The sequence below is a fragment of the Bacteroidales bacterium genome (assembly GCA_017521245.1).
Taxonomy (GTDB): Bacteria; Bacteroidota; Bacteroidia; order Bacteroidales; family G3-4614; genus Caccoplasma_A.
This window is the reverse complement of sequence record JAFXDI010000051.1, coordinates 14,429-33,396: the sequence shown is the minus strand read 5'-3', so window position 1 is coordinate 33,396 and position 18,968 is coordinate 14,429. Positions and strand designations below refer to the sequence as shown.

16 protein-coding genes are annotated in these 18,968 nt (G+C 39.7%); 9 read left to right on the top strand and 7 right to left on the bottom strand.

All coding sequences use genetic code 11. The features are described 5' to 3' along the window. The first annotated feature begins 606 nt into the window (after positions 1-606). The 5 genes from IKK64_08065 to IKK64_08045 are packed head-to-tail and all read left to right on the top strand — an operon-like array spanning position 607 to position 4,744. Positions 607-1,203, top strand: a complete 597-nt coding sequence (locus IKK64_08065; GenBank protein MBR4120013.1) for a ribonuclease HII — start codon at positions 607-609, stop codon at positions 1,201-1,203. Between the two features lie 11 nt (positions 1,204-1,214). Then, positions 1,215-3,557 (top strand): ferrous iron transport protein B, encoded by a 2,343-nt coding sequence (gene feoB / locus IKK64_08060; GenBank protein ID MBR4120012.1) that lies wholly within the window; start codon positions 1,215-1,217, stop codon positions 3,555-3,557. 2 nt (positions 3,558-3,559) lie between these two features. Continuing rightward, a complete protein-coding gene (locus tag IKK64_08055; protein ID MBR4120011.1) occupies positions 3,560-3,721 on the top strand; it encodes a hypothetical protein in 162 nt (53 codons plus the stop codon). Continuing rightward, positions 3,721-4,065: a CidA/LrgA family protein gene (locus IKK64_08050; GenBank protein MBR4120010.1), complete on the top strand. Its 345-nt coding sequence runs from the start codon at positions 3,721-3,723 to the stop codon at positions 4,063-4,065. Before IKK64_08055 ends, IKK64_08050 begins: the two co-directional genes overlap by 1 nt. Further along, the gene (locus tag IKK64_08045; GenBank protein MBR4120009.1) at positions 4,058-4,744 is read left to right on the top strand and encodes an LrgB family protein; all 687 of its coding nucleotides are present in this window, start codon (positions 4,058-4,060) and stop codon (positions 4,742-4,744) included. The genes IKK64_08050 and IKK64_08045 overlap by 8 nt, the downstream gene beginning before the upstream one ends. Positions 4,745-5,171: 427 nt before the next feature. Here IKK64_08045 and rpsA read toward each other — a convergent pair whose 3' ends face one another. From rpsA to IKK64_08010, 7 genes are all read right to left on the bottom strand, one after another. Next, entirely contained in the window at positions 5,172-6,950 is a 1,779-nt protein-coding gene (gene rpsA / locus IKK64_08040; GenBank protein MBR4120008.1) for a 30S ribosomal protein S1, read from the bottom strand. Positions 6,951-7,275: 325 nt separating this feature from the next. Then, a complete protein-coding gene (locus IKK64_08035; GenBank protein ID MBR4120007.1) occupies positions 7,276-10,083 on the bottom strand; it encodes an LPS-assembly protein LptD in 2,808 nt (935 codons plus the stop codon). Positions 10,084-10,303: 220 nt separating this feature from the next. Then, a complete protein-coding gene (locus IKK64_08030) occupies positions 10,304-10,840 on the bottom strand; it encodes an HDIG domain-containing protein (protein MBR4120006.1) in 537 nt (178 codons plus the stop codon). Next, the gene (locus IKK64_08025) at positions 10,837-11,862 is read right to left on the bottom strand and encodes a branched-chain amino acid aminotransferase (protein ID MBR4120005.1); all 1,026 of its coding nucleotides are present in this window, start codon (positions 11,860-11,862) and stop codon (positions 10,837-10,839) included. The genes IKK64_08030 and IKK64_08025 overlap by 4 nt, the downstream gene beginning before the upstream one ends. Before the next feature lie 392 nt (positions 11,863-12,254). Continuing rightward, the gene (locus IKK64_08020) at positions 12,255-12,698 is read right to left on the bottom strand and encodes an RNA-binding S4 domain-containing protein (GenBank protein ID MBR4120004.1); all 444 of its coding nucleotides are present in this window, start codon (positions 12,696-12,698) and stop codon (positions 12,255-12,257) included. Position 12,699: 1 nt separating this feature from the next. Next, positions 12,700-13,260, bottom strand: a complete 561-nt coding sequence (locus IKK64_08015; GenBank protein MBR4120003.1) for an aminoacyl-tRNA hydrolase — start codon at positions 13,258-13,260, stop codon at positions 12,700-12,702. Positions 13,261-13,271: 11 nt separating this feature from the next. Beyond that, positions 13,272-13,922: a 50S ribosomal protein L25/general stress protein Ctc gene (locus IKK64_08010; protein MBR4120002.1), complete on the bottom strand. Its 651-nt coding sequence runs from the start codon at positions 13,920-13,922 to the stop codon at positions 13,272-13,274. A gap of 210 nt (positions 13,923-14,132) precedes the next feature. On the opposite strand from IKK64_08010, the gene IKK64_08005 reads away from it, so the two are divergent. The 4 genes from IKK64_08005 to IKK64_07990 all read left to right on the top strand — a co-directional run bounded on the left by IKK64_08005 (position 14,133) and on the right by IKK64_07990 (position 18,919). Beyond that, positions 14,133-14,864 (top strand): PrsW family intramembrane metalloprotease, encoded by a 732-nt coding sequence (locus IKK64_08005; GenBank protein ID MBR4120001.1) that lies wholly within the window; start codon positions 14,133-14,135, stop codon positions 14,862-14,864. 204 nt (positions 14,865-15,068) lie between these two features. Then, positions 15,069-16,595 carry a glutamate--tRNA ligase gene (locus tag IKK64_08000; protein MBR4120000.1) on the top strand — a complete coding sequence of 509 codons (1,527 nt, stop codon included), beginning with the start codon at positions 15,069-15,071 and terminating at the stop codon, positions 16,593-16,595. A gap of 9 nt (positions 16,596-16,604) precedes the next feature. Then, the gene (locus tag IKK64_07995; protein ID MBR4119999.1) at positions 16,605-17,681 is read left to right on the top strand and encodes a hypothetical protein; all 1,077 of its coding nucleotides are present in this window, start codon (positions 16,605-16,607) and stop codon (positions 17,679-17,681) included. An 11-nt stretch (positions 17,682-17,692) separates the two neighbouring features. Then, positions 17,693-18,919, top strand: coding sequence for a 3-deoxy-D-manno-octulosonic acid transferase (locus IKK64_07990; protein ID MBR4119998.1), 1,227 nt, complete (start codon positions 17,693-17,695; stop codon positions 18,917-18,919). Positions 18,920-18,968 lie beyond the last annotated feature (49 nt).

The window sequence follows — 18,968 nt, the reverse complement described above, 5'->3', positions numbered from 1 at the left end:
ATTGATTTTGTTCTGCGACCCCTCACAATTGATAACATTGGAGCCATCTTCTTCAAACCTATATGTACTGAAATTCAGGGGGGCAAGTTCCGTATCTTTATTGAGAGAACAAAGTGCATTAGCAAATTTCTCTCTTATATTTAAAAATTCTCCTTTGAGAGACGAAGCGATAAAAGTCTTGAAGATATTCATTATTACATAAAATTTACAAAAGGGTCAAAAGAATATACATGATATATAGCTATAAGCCTAACGATGGTGTTATGCTGTAATAGTATGTTGTTGCAAAATTAACAAAAATTTACATAAATATGAAACGAATCCCAAAGGTTGTCCAAACTTTGGGGATTCCTATCTATTTTAGATGCCGAATAAAATAGTATAACTTATTGTATGTAGATAATATTTTATACGTGAATATAAAAAAAGAGATATTAGAATCAAATGAAATCAGCTTTGTAAAATATTCAACTAACTTCGTATTTTTTTTGCTTGTTCGCTGTAAAATATTCAAGTAAACTTGATATTATTTTGCTCGCTTATTCGTACTTTTGCGTAGAATAAACAATTGCGAAGATAGTTTCGCTTGTTCGTTGTTACTCTTATATGCTTTTGAGTTATAAAAATAGTGGCGTGATTGAGGCTGGATGCGATGAGGCAGGGCGTGGATGTCTTGCTGGGCCAGTTTATGCGGCGGCAGTAATTCTGCCCCCAGACTTTGAACACGAACTGATTAGTGACTCTAAAAAGCTGTCGGAGAAGATGCGTTACGAACTTCGCCCCATTATTGAGGAGAGTGCTGTCGCTTGGGCAGTGGGAGTGGTAACTGCTGAGGAGATTGACAAAATTAATATTCTTAATGCCTCTATTCTTGCTATGCACCGAGCATTGGAGCAACTTAAGGTGCAACCCGAATATATTCTTGTTGATGGTAACAGGTTTAAGCCATACGGAAAAACTCCATTCTCGTGCGAGGTAAAGGGCGATGGTAGATTTTTGTCTATTGCGGCTGCTTCTATTCTTGCTAAAACCTATCGCGATGACTATATGAACGGTATCGCTAAGGAGTATCCTCAATATGGTTGGTGTGAGAATAAGGGTTATCCCACCAAAGCTCACCGCAATGCTATCAGAGAGTTTGGCGTTACACCGCATCATCGCAAATCATTTCAGTTGCTTGATTGTCAACTGACACTATTTTAATGTGAGGAGTTATGTTTTTATCGGAATTAAATACAGGAGAGTCTGCCGTAATATTGAAGGTTAAGGGACATGGAGGTTTCCGCCGCCGTATTATGGAGATGGGTTTTGTTCGCAACAAGCGAGTAAAGGTGTTGCTTAATGCTCCTTTACAAGATCCTATCAAGTATGAGATTATGGGATACGAGGTTTCGTTACGCCGTAGCGAAGCCTCTATGATTGAGGTTATAACCGAAGAGGAGGCAAAGAGCCTTATCCCTGCCGATAAAGCAACTGCTACCTACTCAAAAGAGAGTATAGAGGAGGTTATTACTCAACGAAACAGAGAGATAAATGTTGCTCTTGTAGGTAATCCCAATAGTGGTAAAACATCTCTCTTTAATGCAATCTCGGGCAGTCACGAACACGTGGGTAATTATAGCGGTGTTACCGTTGATGCAAAGAAAGGGGAGTGCCGTTATCGTGGTTACAACTTCATCATAACTGACCTGCCCGGTACATACGCCCTATCGGCTTATACGCCCGAAGAGAGGTATGTAAGAGAGCATCTTCAAAACGAGTCGCCCGATGTTGTAATAAATACTGTTGTTGCATCAAATCTTGAACGTAACCTCTACCTCACAACCGAGTTGATTGATATGGATGAGAAGATAGTTGTCTCGCTAAATATGTTTGATGAACTTGAACGTAGCGGAGCAGTTCTTGACTATAATCAACTGGGTGATTTGTTAGGAGTGCCAATGGTGCCTGTCTCTACAAAAAGCGGGAAAGGAGTGGAGTGGCTTTTAGATACCGTTATAGAGGTGTATGAGAATACCAACTCTCAAATGCGTCATATTCACATTAATAACGGAAGTATTATTGAGGAGGGACTGTCAAAGGTTAAAGAGGCGTTGAAACGCAATAGTGAGCAATTGCCCAAATACTTTCCGCCGCGTTACTACGCCTTAAAGTTATTGGAGCGTGATGCAAGTGTTGAGGCTCAACTAAGTGGTTGCCCCAATTATAAAGAGTGGATTGAGATTCGTGACCACGAGGTTAAGCATATTGAGCGAGATTTGAAAGAGGATATTGAGGGTGCATTAACAAACCAGAAATATGGATTTATTTCGGGTGCTTTAAAGGAGTGTTTTACACCAGGTAAAAACGATGGAGTTTTAGTTACCCGAATAATAGATACTCTTGTAACTCATAAACTATGGGGATTTCCTATCTTCTTCCTGCTAATGTTTTTAATGTTCTACTGCACATTTAGTCTTGGAGCATATCCGCAAGAGTGGATTGAGGCAGGTGTTGAGTGGTTGAGTGGTTTTGTTGGTAACTTTATGCCCGAAGGTATATTAAAGGCTCTTATTACCGATGGAATAATAGGTGGCGTGGGAAGTGTGATAGTCTTCTTGCCTAACATTATGATTCTATATCTCTTTATCTCGTTTATGGAGGACTCGGGATATTTGGCACGTGCGGCCTTTATTATGGATAAGATAATGCACAAGATAGGTTTGCACGGTAAATCGTTTATCCCTCTTGTTATGGGATTTGGTTGTAACGTTCCAGCCATTATGGCAACACGCACAATTGAGAGCCACTCATCACGCCTTATTACAATGATGATTTCGCCTTTCATTTCGTGCAGTGCAAGACTTCCAATATTTATACTCTTTATAGGAACATTCTTCCCCAACAATGCAGGACTGGTGCTATTTCTGTTTTACATAGGCGGAATATTGATGGCTGTTGTAACATCAAAACTTCTTCGCCGATTTATGTTTAAGAAAGATGATACCCCGTTTGTAATGGAGTTGCCTCCATATAGAGTGCCATCGTTGGCAACAACCGTTAGCCATATGTGGGATAAGTGTAAACAGTATCTCAAAAAGATGGGAGGTCTCATTCTTATTGCTTCAATAGTGATATGGTTTTTAAGTTATTTCCCACATGGCGAGAAGAGTAACGGCGAGCCTCAAACCTCATATATGGAGCAGTTAGGTAAAGTTTGTGAGCCAGTGATGGAGCCTCTCGGTATGGATTGGAAAGCATCAGTGGCGGTACTCTCTGGACTACCTGCAAAAGAGATTGTTGTCAGTACGTTAGGTGTGTTGTATGCCGAGGAGGATGGAGAGGAGTTAAGCGAAGGAGCATTGTCAAAAAAACTTGCTTCGGGCGGAGCATTTAACACTGCATCTGCTCTCTCTTTTCTGGTGTTTATACTCCTATATTTCCCCTGTATAGCAACTGTTATAGCAATTAAGAACGAGAGTAACTGGAAGTGGGCAACCATCTCGGTACTCTACAATACAGGCGTAGCATGGGTGTTTGCTTTCATAACATATCGTATTGCACTAATGTTTATCTAAGAATGGGAACACAAGAGATAATAGTTACAGCAATAGGAGTGGTGGTGGTGGCTTATTTAGTTCGCCGCATCTACTGTATGATAACAAAAAAGGATTTTACTGCATGTCAGGGATGCGAAAAAAGTTGTCCATTAAAAAAGGCTAAGAAGGAGGTTAAGAGGTGATGATATTACAATGCTTGATAATATTTGCTTGTCTTGCTGTTGGCGAGTTGATAGTTATGTTTACAGGAATTAAATTTCCTTCGAGCATAATAGGGATGATACTGCTCTGTACATTGCTAAAAATAGGGGTAGTCAAATACGAAAAGATAAAGGATGTGGCAAACTTCCTAATATCAAATATGGGATTCTTCTTTATCCCACCAGGAATTGCTCTAATGCTCTACTTTGATATTATAGAGGCTCAATTCTGGCCAATATTTGTATCGGCATTAGTAAGTACCATAATAGTAATAGCCGTAACAGGTTGGGTATATCAACTCTCAAACAGAAAACGAAATGGATAACACGTTTGTACTTCTCGCTCTGACCTTTGCCGTATATTACGTGGCAACCATTATCCGTAAAAAGACAGGTATAATACTGCTAAACCCAATACTTATAACCATTGCGGTAATGATATGCTATTTGAAGTTTGCCGATATTAGTTACACCTCCTATAACGAAGGTGGAAAATATATTGAGTTCTGGTTAAAACCCGCCATTGTGGCATTGGGAGTTCCTCTATATAAACACCTCGACTCCATAAAACAGCACTTCATCCCCATCTTTCTCTCTCAATTGGCAGGATGTGTGGTTGGAATAGTATCGGTTGTAGCGATAGCCGACCTTATGGGAGCAACCAACGAGGTTATTATATCGCTTGCTCCAAAGTCGGTGACAACACCAATAGCGATTGAAATATCATCGGCTCTTGGTGGTATAGAGTCACTAACAGCTGCAGTTGTTGTGTGCGTAGGTATTTTAGGAGCAGTAATAGGTTACAGAACAATGTCTATAATAAAACTCAACGATGATATATCAAAAGGGTTGGCAATGGGAACCGCCTCTCATGCCGTAGGAACAGCCGCCTCAATGGAGGTTAGCCCCATTCATGGGGTATATGCAACCTTAGGACTTATAATCAACGGAGTGTTGACTTCGTTGTTTGCACCAATTATATTACGTATTATGAATTACCTTTAGCGGTTTGCCATAATCAACAAACTACTGTGTTGTTTTCAGTATTAGGGCTCAGTCATGTACCTCTTGTACACTCCTTTCGCCCTAAACTTCAACGCCTTGTATTTTATCAATTCTTGCAAACCTTTAGCGGTTTGCTATAATCAACAAACTACTGTGTTGTTTCCACTGTTAGGGCTCAGTTATGTATCTTTTTTACACTTCTTTCTCCCTAAATTTAATCGCCTTGTATTTTATCAATTCTTACAAACCTTTAGCGGTCTGTATTTGAGAAAAGATTGCAATCAGCAGGTTGCGAATTATTCGTCTGGATTAATAGATAATTGAACAGAGTAGATTATTATACATAACGGTGTTTATAGGTGTAAAAAAAGGATGCTTCGGTAAGAAGCATCCTTTTGCTATATAAATTGAATTATTGGTTATTCAATTATTTTTTAGAAGCATCAAGTTTCTCTTTCAATGCTGCAAGCTCCTCGATGTCTCCAAGTGTTGATTTCTCAACTGTTGGCATTGCTGCTGCTGTCTCTTCTGCTGCTTTTTTAGCTGCTTTTTTAGCTGCTGCTGCCTCTTTCTTAGCCTCATCTTCAAAGATTCTGCTGTGTGAAAGGATGATACGTTTAGCCTCTTTGTTGAACTCTATAACTTTGAAGTTAAGTTTCTCGTTAACTTGTGCTTGAGTTCCGTCCTCTTTTACTAAGTGTTTTGGAGTTGCAAATCCTTCAACACCATATTGAAGAGCGATTACTGCACCTTTGTCAAGAAGCTCAGTGATTGTTCCTTCGTGTATTGAATCAACAGTGAATACTGTCTCAAATACGTCCCAAGGATTCTCCTCAAGTTGTTTGTGTCCAAGGCTTAGACGGCGGTTCTCTTTGTCTATCTCAAGAACTTGAACCTCTATCTCTGAACCAATTTGAGTGAACTCAGATGGGTGTTTGATTTTCTTAGTCCATGAAAGGTCAGAGATGTGGATTAATCCATCAATTCCCTCTTCAATCTCTACGAATACTCCAAAGTTTGTGAAGTTGCGAACTTTTGCTGTGTGTTTAGTTCCAACTGCATATTTTGTATCAACGTTTTCCCATGGATCTGCTTTAAGTTGTTTGATACCCAAAGACATTTTACGCTCTTCGCGGCTTAATGTAAGGATAACAGCCTCTACGTTGTCACCAACTTTCATAAAGTCTTGTGCACTGCGTAGGTGTTGTGACCATGACATTTCAGATACGTGGATTAGACCTTCAACGCCCGGAGCGATTTCGATGAATGCACCATAGTCTGCCATAACAACAACTTTTCCTGATACTTTGTCACCCACTTTAAGGTCTGCATCAAGAGCATCCCAAGGATGAGGAGTAAGTTGTTTAAGACCAAGAGCGATACGTTTTTTGTCATCGTCAAAGTCAAGGATAACAACGTTGATTTTCTCGTCGTTTTTAACAATCTCGTTAGGATCTGATACGCGTCCCCAAGAAAGGTCTGTGATGTGGATAAGACCGTCAACACCACCAAGGTCGATAAATACTCCGTAAGAAGTGATGTTTTTAACGATACCCTCAAGTACTTGACCTTTTTCAAGTTTAGAGATGATATCTTTCTTTTGTTGCTCAAGTTCAGCCTCAATAAGTGCTTTGTGTGAAACAACAACGTTGCGGAACTCTTGGTTGATTTTAACAACTTTGAACTCCATAGTTTTTCCTACGAACATATCGTAGTCGCGGATAGGTCTGATGTCGATTTGTGATCCGGGAAGGAATGCCTCAATTCCGAATACATCAACAATCATACCGCCTTTAGTACGGCATTTGATATAACCTTTTACTATCTCATTGCTTTCAAGAGCCTCATTAACACGATCCCAAGAGCGTGCTGCACGAGCCTTTTTGTGTGAAAGTAAAAGTTGTCCTTTTTTGTCTTCTTGGTTCTCTACAAAAACCTCTACTTTGTCACCCACTTTAAGTTCTGGGTTGTAACGGAACTCGTTTGCAGAGATAATACCATCTGATTTGTAGCCGATGTTTACAACTACTTCTCTTTTGTTGATAGAGATAACAGTACCTTCTGTTACATCTTTGTCTTTTACGGTGTTGATGCTTTGGTCATACGCTTGCTCCAACTCCTCACGGCTTTTCTCGCCAAATGTCTCGCCTTTCTCATAGGCTTCCCAGTTGAAATCTTCAATGGGTTGTAATAATTCTTTTTCCATTTTAATTTAATTGTTTAATAATTAATGGGTTAGACTTTATGTTGTCAAAAAATCGATGCAAAGATAGTAAAATTTGCTCTATTCTCAAAGGTTTTTCCGCTCTTTTTAGTAATGAAAATCGCTAATAATTACTCTATTACAAGGGCGGAGGATGTCTTGATTAGGCTAATTGCTCCAATTAGTCTAATTAGTCCAATTGGTCCAATAGGTTTCTCAACTAACAAATCTGCGGTTAAGCGAGGGCAAAATAAGTTTACTTAAACTTTGCCGAGCGTGAGCAGATTCAACGAACGTATGTTCGTTAACTAACAACTATTAACTAAGCTTAGTACCAATTTTCGTTATCGTATGGGCTGCTGCTCTTTTCGTATTTAAGGTCTTGCAACATTGATGATTTAACGCTAATCCTGAAGTCGTACGATTTATATGGCCCAACGGGGACAAAGTTGCAACTCATACTCCAGCAGTGCATATCGCGAGTAATACCGCAACTCATGTAGGCAAGTTTTTTCATATCAAAATCGTAACTTGCCGAGAATGTGAAAGTCCAGTTTTTTGTTGGCTGTATGTTACCCGAGAAACTTAAGTTTTGGGTAATCTTTCCGTTATACTCCATTCTCTCTCTGTTGAACTCTCCATATCCGTAACTGATTGAGTAGTTGATAGAGAGACTCCAAGGGATTTCCCACTTCTGATAGCCGTTTTTCATTTTGTTATCTTCCTTATTTCCCTCTCCTGATTCTTCTCTGTTTTTCTGTTCTTCTGCTCTCTGCTCTTGAATCCGAGCCAACTCTTCGATGTCTGTTATAGGCTCTCCTGTGTCGCTGACTATTGCACTTGAAGAGCTATCGCCATCGTCATCTTTCTTGCCAAACCACTTCTTAAATGTGTCATTGTTGAAGGTATAAGAGAACGATGTTCCGGTACTTGACAATCTGCCTAAACCTTTACCTGCTTTCCAGCGAGGGATGTTAACCCTTACAGGATTGCCATACTCGTTCAGTTGGTATGTGTAGGTATCAAACGTGAAGTTTGTTTGCAGGTTAAAGTTCTTGTATAGTTTTATAAGGACATTCATATTGATGTTGCTCCAATTCATTGAATCGGCAGCCATATTATAACCCCAGTTTACGCCTAAATTCTCAATTAGGCTTATCTTTTTGACTCCCGTAGAGTCTCGTTTGGAGTTAACCTTCATCTCAATGTTGTTTGCTAAACTAAAGTTGATTGTTCCTTGCCGTCCTTGCGGGGCAGTACCAAAAATGTTATGGGCAAACGGAGAGTATTTAATCTCTCTGACTGTTCCGTCTTTGTTGATTTGGGTATATCGTTGCCAGAATCCAAAACGCTCGTGGCTAAAATCGGGGGCTCCGGTTATGCTTACGCTCGGTGTCAAGACGTGGCGTATCATCTTGATCTTTTTGCCACCAAACCATTTTGCGGGTTGAAAGAATCCGTATAGTTTGGTCTGCATCGATACACTTCCGCTATAATTATATACGTTGTAAAAACCATATATAGTATCGTTTACAACGGCCGATGCGTGAGGGTCCCACTGTTTCATTATGCGGTTTGTGTACATCCTGTCGGTGAAGGTAAACGAAGGGGTTATGTTCAGGTACTTAAACAGTGAGAATGTTGCAGAAATGGGAACGGTATGTTGCATACCCTGACGCCAATCTTTTAGGAAGTTCGATTTAAACAACTTATCCTGTTTTGTGGTAATGTTGTTGCGGAACATTCCCGAGTAGCTAAAACTTATCTTCTCGTACCACTTCTCTTTACCAACAGGTTTTTTCCTCTTGAAGGGGAATATTCGGCTCACATTGATTGTGAAGTCGGGCAGAGAAAGAACTATTGTAGAGTCTTTGCTGCGTTGAGTAATATTTGTTGTTGCCGATATTGATACAGGGGCATTGGGGAAAGAGTATGTAAAGTTTACAGTTGAACTCTTGGTGTTTTGAGTAAACTCCGAAGAGTTGTAGTATGTATTTAAACTATTTCTGTCGTAACCGCTTGTGGTGAAATTAACCTTTGCCGAGAAACTCATATTGGGGTTTGCTTTGCGGTCTTGTCGGTGTTGCCAGATGAAGCGGAAGTTTGTCTGTTTTGAGTAGTCGGGCATACCTTTGTCGCCCAAAACGGTAGTAAGGTAACTTGCGTTGATATATCCCGAGAATTTATAACGTTTTGTGTATATCGATTGCCCTTGAATACCCCACGAGCCTTTTGTGTATATCTCTCCGGTTAGAGCCAAATCAACACACTCATTAATAGCAAAGTAGTAACCTCCGTTGCGAAGATATAAACCTCTTCTCATCTCCTCTCCAATAGTTGGGAAGATGACACCCGATGAGTATTTTTTAGAGAAGGGGAAGAATCCGAAAGGAAGTGCAAGGGGTAGGGGAACTCCTCCCAATACCATATATGCAGGACCTGTTACAACATTCTTGCCCGGACGCATCTTGGCCTTGGTAAGTTGAAGGTGGAAGTGGGGATTTTCGTGATTGTCGCAAGTGGTATATTTACCGTTGGCGAGGTAAAAATCTCCTGCTGCATCTTTCTTTGTTTTGCCACCAACAAGATAGCCTTCGCCTTGTTGAGTCTTAACGTTTGTGATATAACCCCGTTTACTCTTAAAGTTATATTTCATAGTCTCCGACTCATACTCACCGCTTTTATCTTTGAAAATGGGAGCACCTACAAGATTTCCCGAAGTGTCTTCAACTCCTATTGCATATACCGTACTGCTATCCATATCCATTCGTATCTCGTGAGCAGTAAGTTCAATATCTTGATAGTTGATTTTACTCTCTCCAAACATAAAAGCCATATTGCCATTGTTTAGCACCATTGAGTCGTTGGCTGTATAGGTAACAATATCATCCAATGCCTCTTTTTTAGGAGCCGGTTTGGCTGGTTTGCTTGATATGGAGTCGTTTGAAATGGAGTCGGTTTTGGTGGTGTCCATAAATGTAGTAGCGATACTATCACTCTTGATAGTATCAGTAGTTGGCGGAGTCGTAACTTCGCCTCCTTTATTCTCTTGAGTCTCTGCGTATAGGTTAAATGAGAGCAGAGTTGTAATCAAGGCAAAAACTACTATATAAAAGTTCCTTCTCTTTATGGACATATCTTTGTATGTTGCAAGTGGTGTGAATATGTAAATTTTTAGTTTAAACCCACTTTCTGCAATTAACCTACAAAGGTAGTTATTTTTAGGTAAACTTTCAGAATAAAACCCCTATTTTATACAATTTTAGCACTTATTTGAGGGGTTTGCTCAAAAGAAGGAAAAAAATGATGGGTGTTTAAGTTATCAAAAGAGTTGAATGGTATTTGGCAAAGATTGATTATGAAAAGAGTTTGCTCCATTCGTCAAATCTTTTAAGAGTCTCCTCGCCAAAGCGTTCAAGCGAGGCTCTTGCCTCTGCTGCACTTTTGCGTTTGTTGGGCGAAGATTTAGAGAAAAACTTATCGGCGTATGCAACAATCTTCTCCTCTATTGAGATAGGTATCATATCCACTTTGGGGAGTGGGAGATTTTGAGCCTCAATCTCTTGAGCCGAAATTCCTGCACCGGTGTGCCTCTCACAAACAAGAGCGTGTGTCTTTAAACCTTCGTTTCTTAATATCTCGGCACCTAAGAGCGAGTGCATAATATATGGTTTCGCTCCCACACAATATATCTTTGGGGCATAGGTGAGGTATATTCCAATATCGTGAAGCATTGCTGCTTCGTAAACAAAAGAGGCATCAGCACCCAATTCGGGGTGCGATGCCACAATCTCAACTGCCAACTCTGCCACACTTTTGCTGTGGGCAATAAGCAGATTATATAGCGGAGTATCTTTGGTGTAATACTTCTCTATTATTGCAATGCAGTCTATTCTATTACAGTTACCCATTGGTGTCTGTCTTCAACCTCTCCGTATTGAATACCTCTCAACTCGTTGTAAAGTTTTGTACTCATAGGTCCCGGGCGACCATCCTTTGAGATAACATAACTGATGTTGTTGTCAAGGTCATCAATGCGTTGCATAGGAGATATTACCGCTGCTGTACCACAAGCACCTGCCTCTTCAAAGGTTGCTAACTCCTCTTCGGGGATTTGGCGTTGTTCCACCTTCATACCCATATCTTCTGCCAGTTGCATCAAACTGCGGTTGGTAATTGATGGAAGTATTGAAGATGATTTTGGTGTTATGTATGTGTTGTCTTTGATGCCAAAGAAGTTTGCAGCACCTGCCTCGTCAATATATTTCTTCTCCTTAGCGTCAAGATAGAGTTCGCAAGAGTAGCCCAAGTCGTGAGCCTGTTTGTTTGCTAAAAGACTTGCGGCGTAGTTGCCTCCCACTTTGTATCTTCCTGTGCCAAGAGGAGCGGCACGGTCGTAACCTCTGATTATAACGTATGGAGTTGTTGAGAAACCTCCTTTGAAGTATGGTCCGACAGGAGTTACAAATATCAAGAAAAGGTACTCTTTTGCAGGGTGAACACCAACTTGAGCACCAGTACCAATAAGAAGAGGTCTGATGTAAAGCGAAGCACCACTCTCGTATGGTGGAACAAAACGCTCGTTAAGTTTTACAACTCTCTCAACCATTTCGCAGAACATCTCAGTAGGAAGTTCGGGCATAAGAATACCTCTGCAAGTAGATTGCAGACGCTCAGCATTGTCTTTCATTCTGAAAACACGAATCTTTCCATCTTTTCCTCTGAAGGCTTTTAATCCTTCAAACGCCTCTTGACCATAGTGAAGACAAGTTGCGGCCATACTCATATTTATAGTATCGGTTGAACTTACTTCAATCTCTCCCCATTTACCATCGCGATAGTATCTGCGAACATTATAATCGGTGGGCATATATCCAAACGATAAGTTTGCCCAATCTATCTCTTGTGTTGCCATTTTTTTTCTTAGTTTTTATTGGTGCAAAGATACGAATAAACGAGCGAGAAATACAAAACTTGTTTTAGTATTTTTTACAGCGAGTGAAAGTATCTTCGCAGTTTACTGCAAAAATACGAATAAACGAGCGAGAAATACAAAACTTGTTTTAGTATTTTTCACAGCGAGTGAAAGTATCTTCGCGATTTATCGCAAAAATACGAATAAACGAGCGAGAAATACAAAACTTGTTTTAAGTATTTTTTACAGCGAGTGAAAGTATCTTCGCGATTTATCGCAAAGATACAAATTTGATATTAAAAAGAGTAATTTTCTGAAAGATTATTTTAAAATACCCTCTGTTTTATGTTTTATTATAAGGATTTATCTCTTGTTAAATAAACGCATTGTAGTTATGCGTTGGTATCTTCATCATCATCTTCTTCATCCCAAAGTGAGGGGAAGTCGTAAGAGTATTCGTTTTCGATAAAGGCTTTAAGGTCTCTGCCTTCGCGTTTTGTTGGGCGTCCCATTCCTTTGCTACGGGCAACAAAACCACTAATGCGCGACATCTCTAAAATATCATATTGCTCTTGTGGAGTGATGTTCTCTAAAAAATTGGGGACAAGTTTGGCTCCCATTCTGTTCTCGGCAAGAGCCAACACTCTGAAAGTATATGTAATAGGAGGTTTCTTGACTGATATTTCATCGCCAACCTTAACTGTTCTTGAGGGTTTTACTGTAACATCTTTCATTGTTACTCGCCCTTTCTTGCAAGCCTCAACGGCCTGTGTGCGAGTTTTAAATACCCTCACAGCCCAAAGCCATTTATCTATTCTAACCTCTTCTTTAGGCATATTACTTATTGTTATATTGAGTCATTGTTCTTGCTGCACCAGCCAAGCAGAAACTTGTGATAATCTCTTTGGCAATATCTAAGCGTGGGGCGATAGTTGTCTCCTCTTCCGCTGTAAATTTACCAAGAACATAATCAACTTGTCCGCCTTTGGGAAAGTTGTTTCCAATGCCAAAGCGAAGGCGAGCAAAGTTTTGTCCGATTAGTTGCGAAATGTGAGCAAGTCCATTGTGACCTCCTGCACTACCTTTCTCTTTAAGTCTAAGTTGACCAAGAGGAAGGGCAAGGTCATCAACTACCACCAATAGGTTTTCGTTGGGTATGTTCTCTTTTTGCAACCAGTATCTAACGGCATTACCACTTAAGTTCATAAAAGTGGATGGCTTAAGCAGAATTAGTGTTCTGCCTTTTATACTTACTTTTGCTGTTGCACCATATCTGCCGTCAGCAAAAACAGTATTGGACGCCTTAGCAAAAGCGTCCAATACCTTAAATCCTATATTATGGCGGGTATTATCGTATTCGCTACCAATATTACCCAAACCTGTAATAAGATACTTCATTAATCAGTTAATTACTTTTTAGCGGCAGCGGCAGCAGCGGCAGCGGCACGAGTCATCATTACTGAACATACAACAGCCTCTTTGGGGTTGATAAGTTCGATGCCATCAAATTTAAGATCGCCTACGTAAGTTGATTTTCCAAGACCTAAAGACTCAACATTAACTACCAATTTCTCAGGTATGTTAGTGTAGATTGCTTTTGCTTTAAGACGGCGCATTTTAAGTACCAATTTACCTCCGGCTTTAACACCCTCAGCGTGTCCTTCAAGAACAACAGGTACTGCCATTACGATAGGTTTCTCAGCAGAAACTTCAAGGAAGTCTAAGTGAAGAATATTTCCGGTTACAGGGTGGAATTGTGCATCTTTAAGCACTGCCATAACCTCTTTGTCTCCTATTTTAAGTTCAATAGCAAAGATGTCAGGAGTGTAGATAAGTTTGCGAACAGACTCGGTAGAAACTTTGAAATCGGTAACAATCATACCTTTTCCATCTTTCATTGCTACGCATTTTTCACCCTCTTTTAATTCGCCAGTGTAAGGTAATTCAACGATTTTACCGCCGTTAAGAACAGCAGGAATCATGTTCTCTTTACGAAGAGTTTTGCTCTCTTTTTTGCCTAAGTTAACGCGTGGAGAGCCTTCTAATTTAAAAGTTTTCATTGTTTAAAATTTTGTGTTACTAAAAATTAAGTTTCTTTTTTACTCCTTAATTTCCCATCGCACGGAATACTAAAAAGCGGTGCAAAGGTACAAATAATATTTTATTTGTGCAAATTGCTCAAAATCTTAGTTTATTTGCAACTATCTACAAAAAAAATAGATACCTTTGCAATGCTAAAAAGTATTTAAATAACATTTATATATCTAAAAATGACTACAACAAGTTTGATGTTGCTTTTTGCTCTATTGCCTATTGTAATATTATTGATTCATATTTACATATTAGACCGATATCAAAAGGAGCCTATTGGAAAAATTGTGTTATCTTTTATGGCGGGAGTTGCCTCTCTGTTTATAGCACTTGTATTAGTGCATTACTCTCCTTTGACGGATTATATTGAGAGTGTTCAAGGGTTAGGCTCGGGAGTATTGGAGGCATTTTTTAATGCTGCTATACCTGAGGAGTTGGCAAAACTATTTATGTTGTGGCTGGTGTTGAGGAGAAACAGATATTTTGATGAGAAGGTTGATGGAATTGTGTATGCAGTATCCCTCTCTTTAGGTTTTGCAGCCTTTGAAAATCTTTTGTATATCTTCCAAAACTATCCTGATTGGGAAAACGTTGCAGTTATGAGAGCCATATTTGCAGTCCCTGGTCACTATTGTTATGGAGTTCTGATGGGATACTTCTATTCAAAAGTAAAATTTGCTTCACATCCGTCAGTAAAGGATATGGTGATGGTATTGTTGGCACCCGTTTTGGCTCATGGTATATACGATTCTCTTTTGTTTGAGATGGAAAATATTAATCCAGGATTTGTATTCTTTATGTCGTCTGTGTTTGTTATATTTACAATATTGCTGTGGAAACATTCAAAGAAAAAGATAAGGGAACATTTGAATGCTGATAAGGAGTATTTTGACAGAACAACTATTGATTAGTGTTACCATTATTTATAAATAATCTCTTGTCCTAAATAATTATAACAAACCAAAATTATGTTATAACTTTGCAGAAGTAAACTTCTGCGAAAATAGGCTGCACCTCGGCATAGTTAAAACAAGTTTTATCTGCTCCCGGGTTGCACTATTCTTGCAGAATAAAAGCCAAGACATAAATTAGAATAATATACAATAATAATATATATGGAACAACGTAAAGTAAGAGTGCGTTTTGCACCAAGTCCAACAGGACCATTACACATTGGAGGAGTAAGAACAGCATTATATAACTATCTGTTTGCAAAACAACATGGCGGTGATATGATACTTCGTATCGAAGATACCGATTCGCAACGTTTTGTGCCGGGTGCTGAGGATTATATAATCTCATCATTGGCTTGGTTGGGTGTTAAATTTGATGAGGGTGTAAATTACGGAGGAGAGTTTGGTCCGTACCGTCAATCAGAACGTCGCGATATATATCGTAAATATGTAAAGCAACTATTGGATGCCGATAAAGCATATATCGCATTTGATACCCCACAGGAGTTGGAGGCAAAACGTAACGAAATTGCAAATTTCCAATACGATGCCAAGACTCGTAACTCAATGCGTAACTCATTGGTAATGGATAAGGCAGAGGTTGAGAAACTTATTGCTGAGGGCGAGAAGTATGTTGTTCGTATAAAGATAGAGCCAAACGAAGATGTTGTGGTTGATGATATGATACGCGGTAAAGTTACTATCAACTCATCGGTGCTTGATGATAAGGTATTGTATAAATCTGCCGATGACCTGCCAACATATCATTTGGCAAACATTGTTGATGACCACTTAATGGAGGTAACACACGTAATACGTGGAGAGGAGTGGTTGCCATCAGCCCCATTGCATGTATTGCTTTACAGAGCATTTGGTTGGGAGGATACAATGCCCCGTTTTGCTCACTTGCCTTTGTTGCTTAAACCCGAAGGTAACGGAAAGTTAAGCAAACGCGATGGTGATCGTTTAGGTTTTCCTGTCTTCCCATTGGAGTGGAAAGATCCCAAAACTGGCGAGATATCATCGGGATACAGAGAGAGCGGTTATCTGCCCGAAGCGGTTGTAAACTTCCTTGCACTATTGGGATGGAACCCCGGAACAGAGCAAGAGCTATTGTCGATGGAGGAGTTGATTTCTCTTTTCAATATTGAGAAATGTAGCAAGGCTGGAGCAAAATTCGATTACGAGAAAGGTAAATGGTTTAACCATAAATATATACAAGAGAAGAGCGATGCTGAGGTTGCCGAGATGTTCCTCCCCATATTAAAAGAGCAGGGAGTGGATGCAGGTGCGTATAACATTGAGAAGATTGTATCGTTAGTGAAATCACGCATCAACTTTGCAAAAGATTTGTGGGCTCAAACATCATTCTTCTTTGTGGCTCCCGAGACCTATGCCGAGAAAGATATTCGCAAACGCTGGAAAGAGGGAATGCCTCAAATAATCTCAGAGCTGGTAACTCTTTTAGAGGGCGAGGAGAACTTTGCTTCCGCTGCACTTGAAGAGGTGGTTTTAGGATGGATTGCTAAAAACGAATATCATTTAGGAAACACAATGAATGCCTTCCGTTTGGCAGTTGTTGGCGAGTGTCGTGGTCCTCATATGTTTGATATAACCGAGGTAATCGGAAAGGATGAGACAATTGCCCGATTGAAAGTTGCTTTAGAGAAGATTCAACCAATAGCATAAAAGAGGGAAGTGGCAAAAAGAGTCACATATTTAGTTCTATTGCTAATTATAGTAATACCCACATCAGCACAAAAGTTGATGTGGGATATTGACTTTTTGGGGTACTTTGATAATAGAGAGTACAATACCAATCTCACATCGGCAAAAACATTGTTTGGGGTGCGTCTGTCGCCCGAAGTTGGTGTTGAGTTTGCCTCCTCTCACAGATTAATGGCAGGAGCAAGTTGGGTACAACCATTTGGTGCAGATATTAAGGAGAGTAAAATAACTCCAACGCTCTATTACAGGTATGCAAAAAAAGGCTTTTCAATGAGTTTTGGAATGTTCCCAAGAACGCAACTTATTGAGAAACTCCCCTCGTATATGCTCTATGACTCAATTGCAATATATCGCCCCAATATTGCGGGAGCGTTGTTTCAATATCAGGCGAAGCGAGGATACGTAGAGGCATACATTGACTGGACTCAGATGCAGAGTAAAACTCGCCGTGAGGCATTTATGATACTTGCATCGGGACGATGGACTCCCAAAGTTTTTATTCTTGGAGGTCACTTTAGTATGAATCATCTGGCTCGTTCATCGCAACCGGCAGAGGGGGAGTCGGTGATGGACCACATATCAATATCGCCATTTGCAGGAGCAGACTTTACTCAAATGGTGCCAAAGTTAGATACCCTATCGTTAAGAGTTGGTTACTATGTGGGATTTGAACGCCACAGAGGAACAAAAGAGCAACATACTCCCAACGGTCCGATTGTTGAGTTTAATATGGCGTGGAAATATATAGGATTGGACAATACCTTCTACTATGGCGGTAATCTATTTCCGTTTTATGGCTTATGCGGAGCACAACTCTATCAGGGTGATCCATTTTATCGCACAGACAAGTGGTATAATCAAACCGATATAAATATCTATTTCTTTAGAAATCACTTTGTAAATTGCTCTGCAAAGCTGACATTTCATCTTTTGCCGAGTTCGTTCAACTTTCAGCAACAGTTAGCGGTGAGGTTCAATTTGAATGAATCGATATGGAAAGATAAGGCAAACTCAAAGAATCGCCCATATTTAGAAAGTATATATTAAAACATCTAATTATGAACGTAATTTATAACGCAGGAATATATCTATATAAACAGATGGTAAAATTGGTCTCGCCTCGCAACCATAAGGCAAAACTTATGAGAGAGGGACATAAAACTCTTTTTGCCGATTTAGAGACCAAACTATCAAAGGAGGGAGGCTACATCTGGATTCACTCATCTTCATTGGGCGAGTTTGAACAGGGACGCCCGGTGATTGAAAAGATAAAATCAATAAACCCTCAGGCGAAAATATTGCTAACATTCTTCTCCCCATCAGGATACACTGTACGAAAAGATTATCCCTTAGCCGATGTAGTCTCATATCTGCCATTTGATTTGCCTAAGAATGTAAATCGTTTTCTTGATATGGTAAAACCCAAAATGGCAATATTTATAAAGTATGAGTTTTGGGGAAACTATCTTACCGAGTTGCATAAACGCCAAATACCAATATATATAGTATCTGCTATATTCCGCAAAAATCAAATATTCTTCAAGCCTTACGGGGCAATGTTTAGAAAAATGCTGGGTTACTATAAACACCTGTTTGTTCAAGACACAGCATCAAAAGAGTTGTTAGAGGGTATTGGTATCACATCGGTAACAGTTGTGGGAGATACTCGTTTTGATAGAGTAGCAGAGATAGCATCGCAAACAAAGGAGTTGCCTGTTTTTGAAGAGTTCTCAAAAGATGCTATGGTAATGGTTGTGGGAAGTTCTTGGGAGGCAGATGAGGAGATATACATTGACTATTTCAATACTCACCCCGAATTAAAACTGATAATAGCACCTCATGAGATAAATGCTTCTCATATTGCTAACATCACTCAAAAGATAAAGCGTCCAATACTATTCTATTCTCAATCAGAAGGAAAGGATGCAAAAGCGTACGATTGTTTGGTTGTGGATTGCTTTGGTCTCTTATCATCAATATACCGTTATGCAAGTGTAGCATATATAGGAGGAGGATTTGGAGCCGGAATACACAATGTGCCTGAGGCGGCAGTGTATGGAGTGCCTGTAATATTTGGTCCCAACTATAAAAAGTTTAAAGAGGCTCGTGATTTGATAGAGTGTGGAGGCTCATTTACAATCTCAACAAAAGAGGAGTATGAAGAGATAATGCGACAACTTTCAGATGAAAAATTTAGAGAGGCATCTGGAGCAAAGGCGGGAGAATATATAAATAGAAACACAGGTGCAACTTCGCAAGTTGTTGAAAAGATATTTTTAAAATAAAAATCTCTATTTTGCTATCTTGATATTGCAATTTTTTGTAATTTTGCAG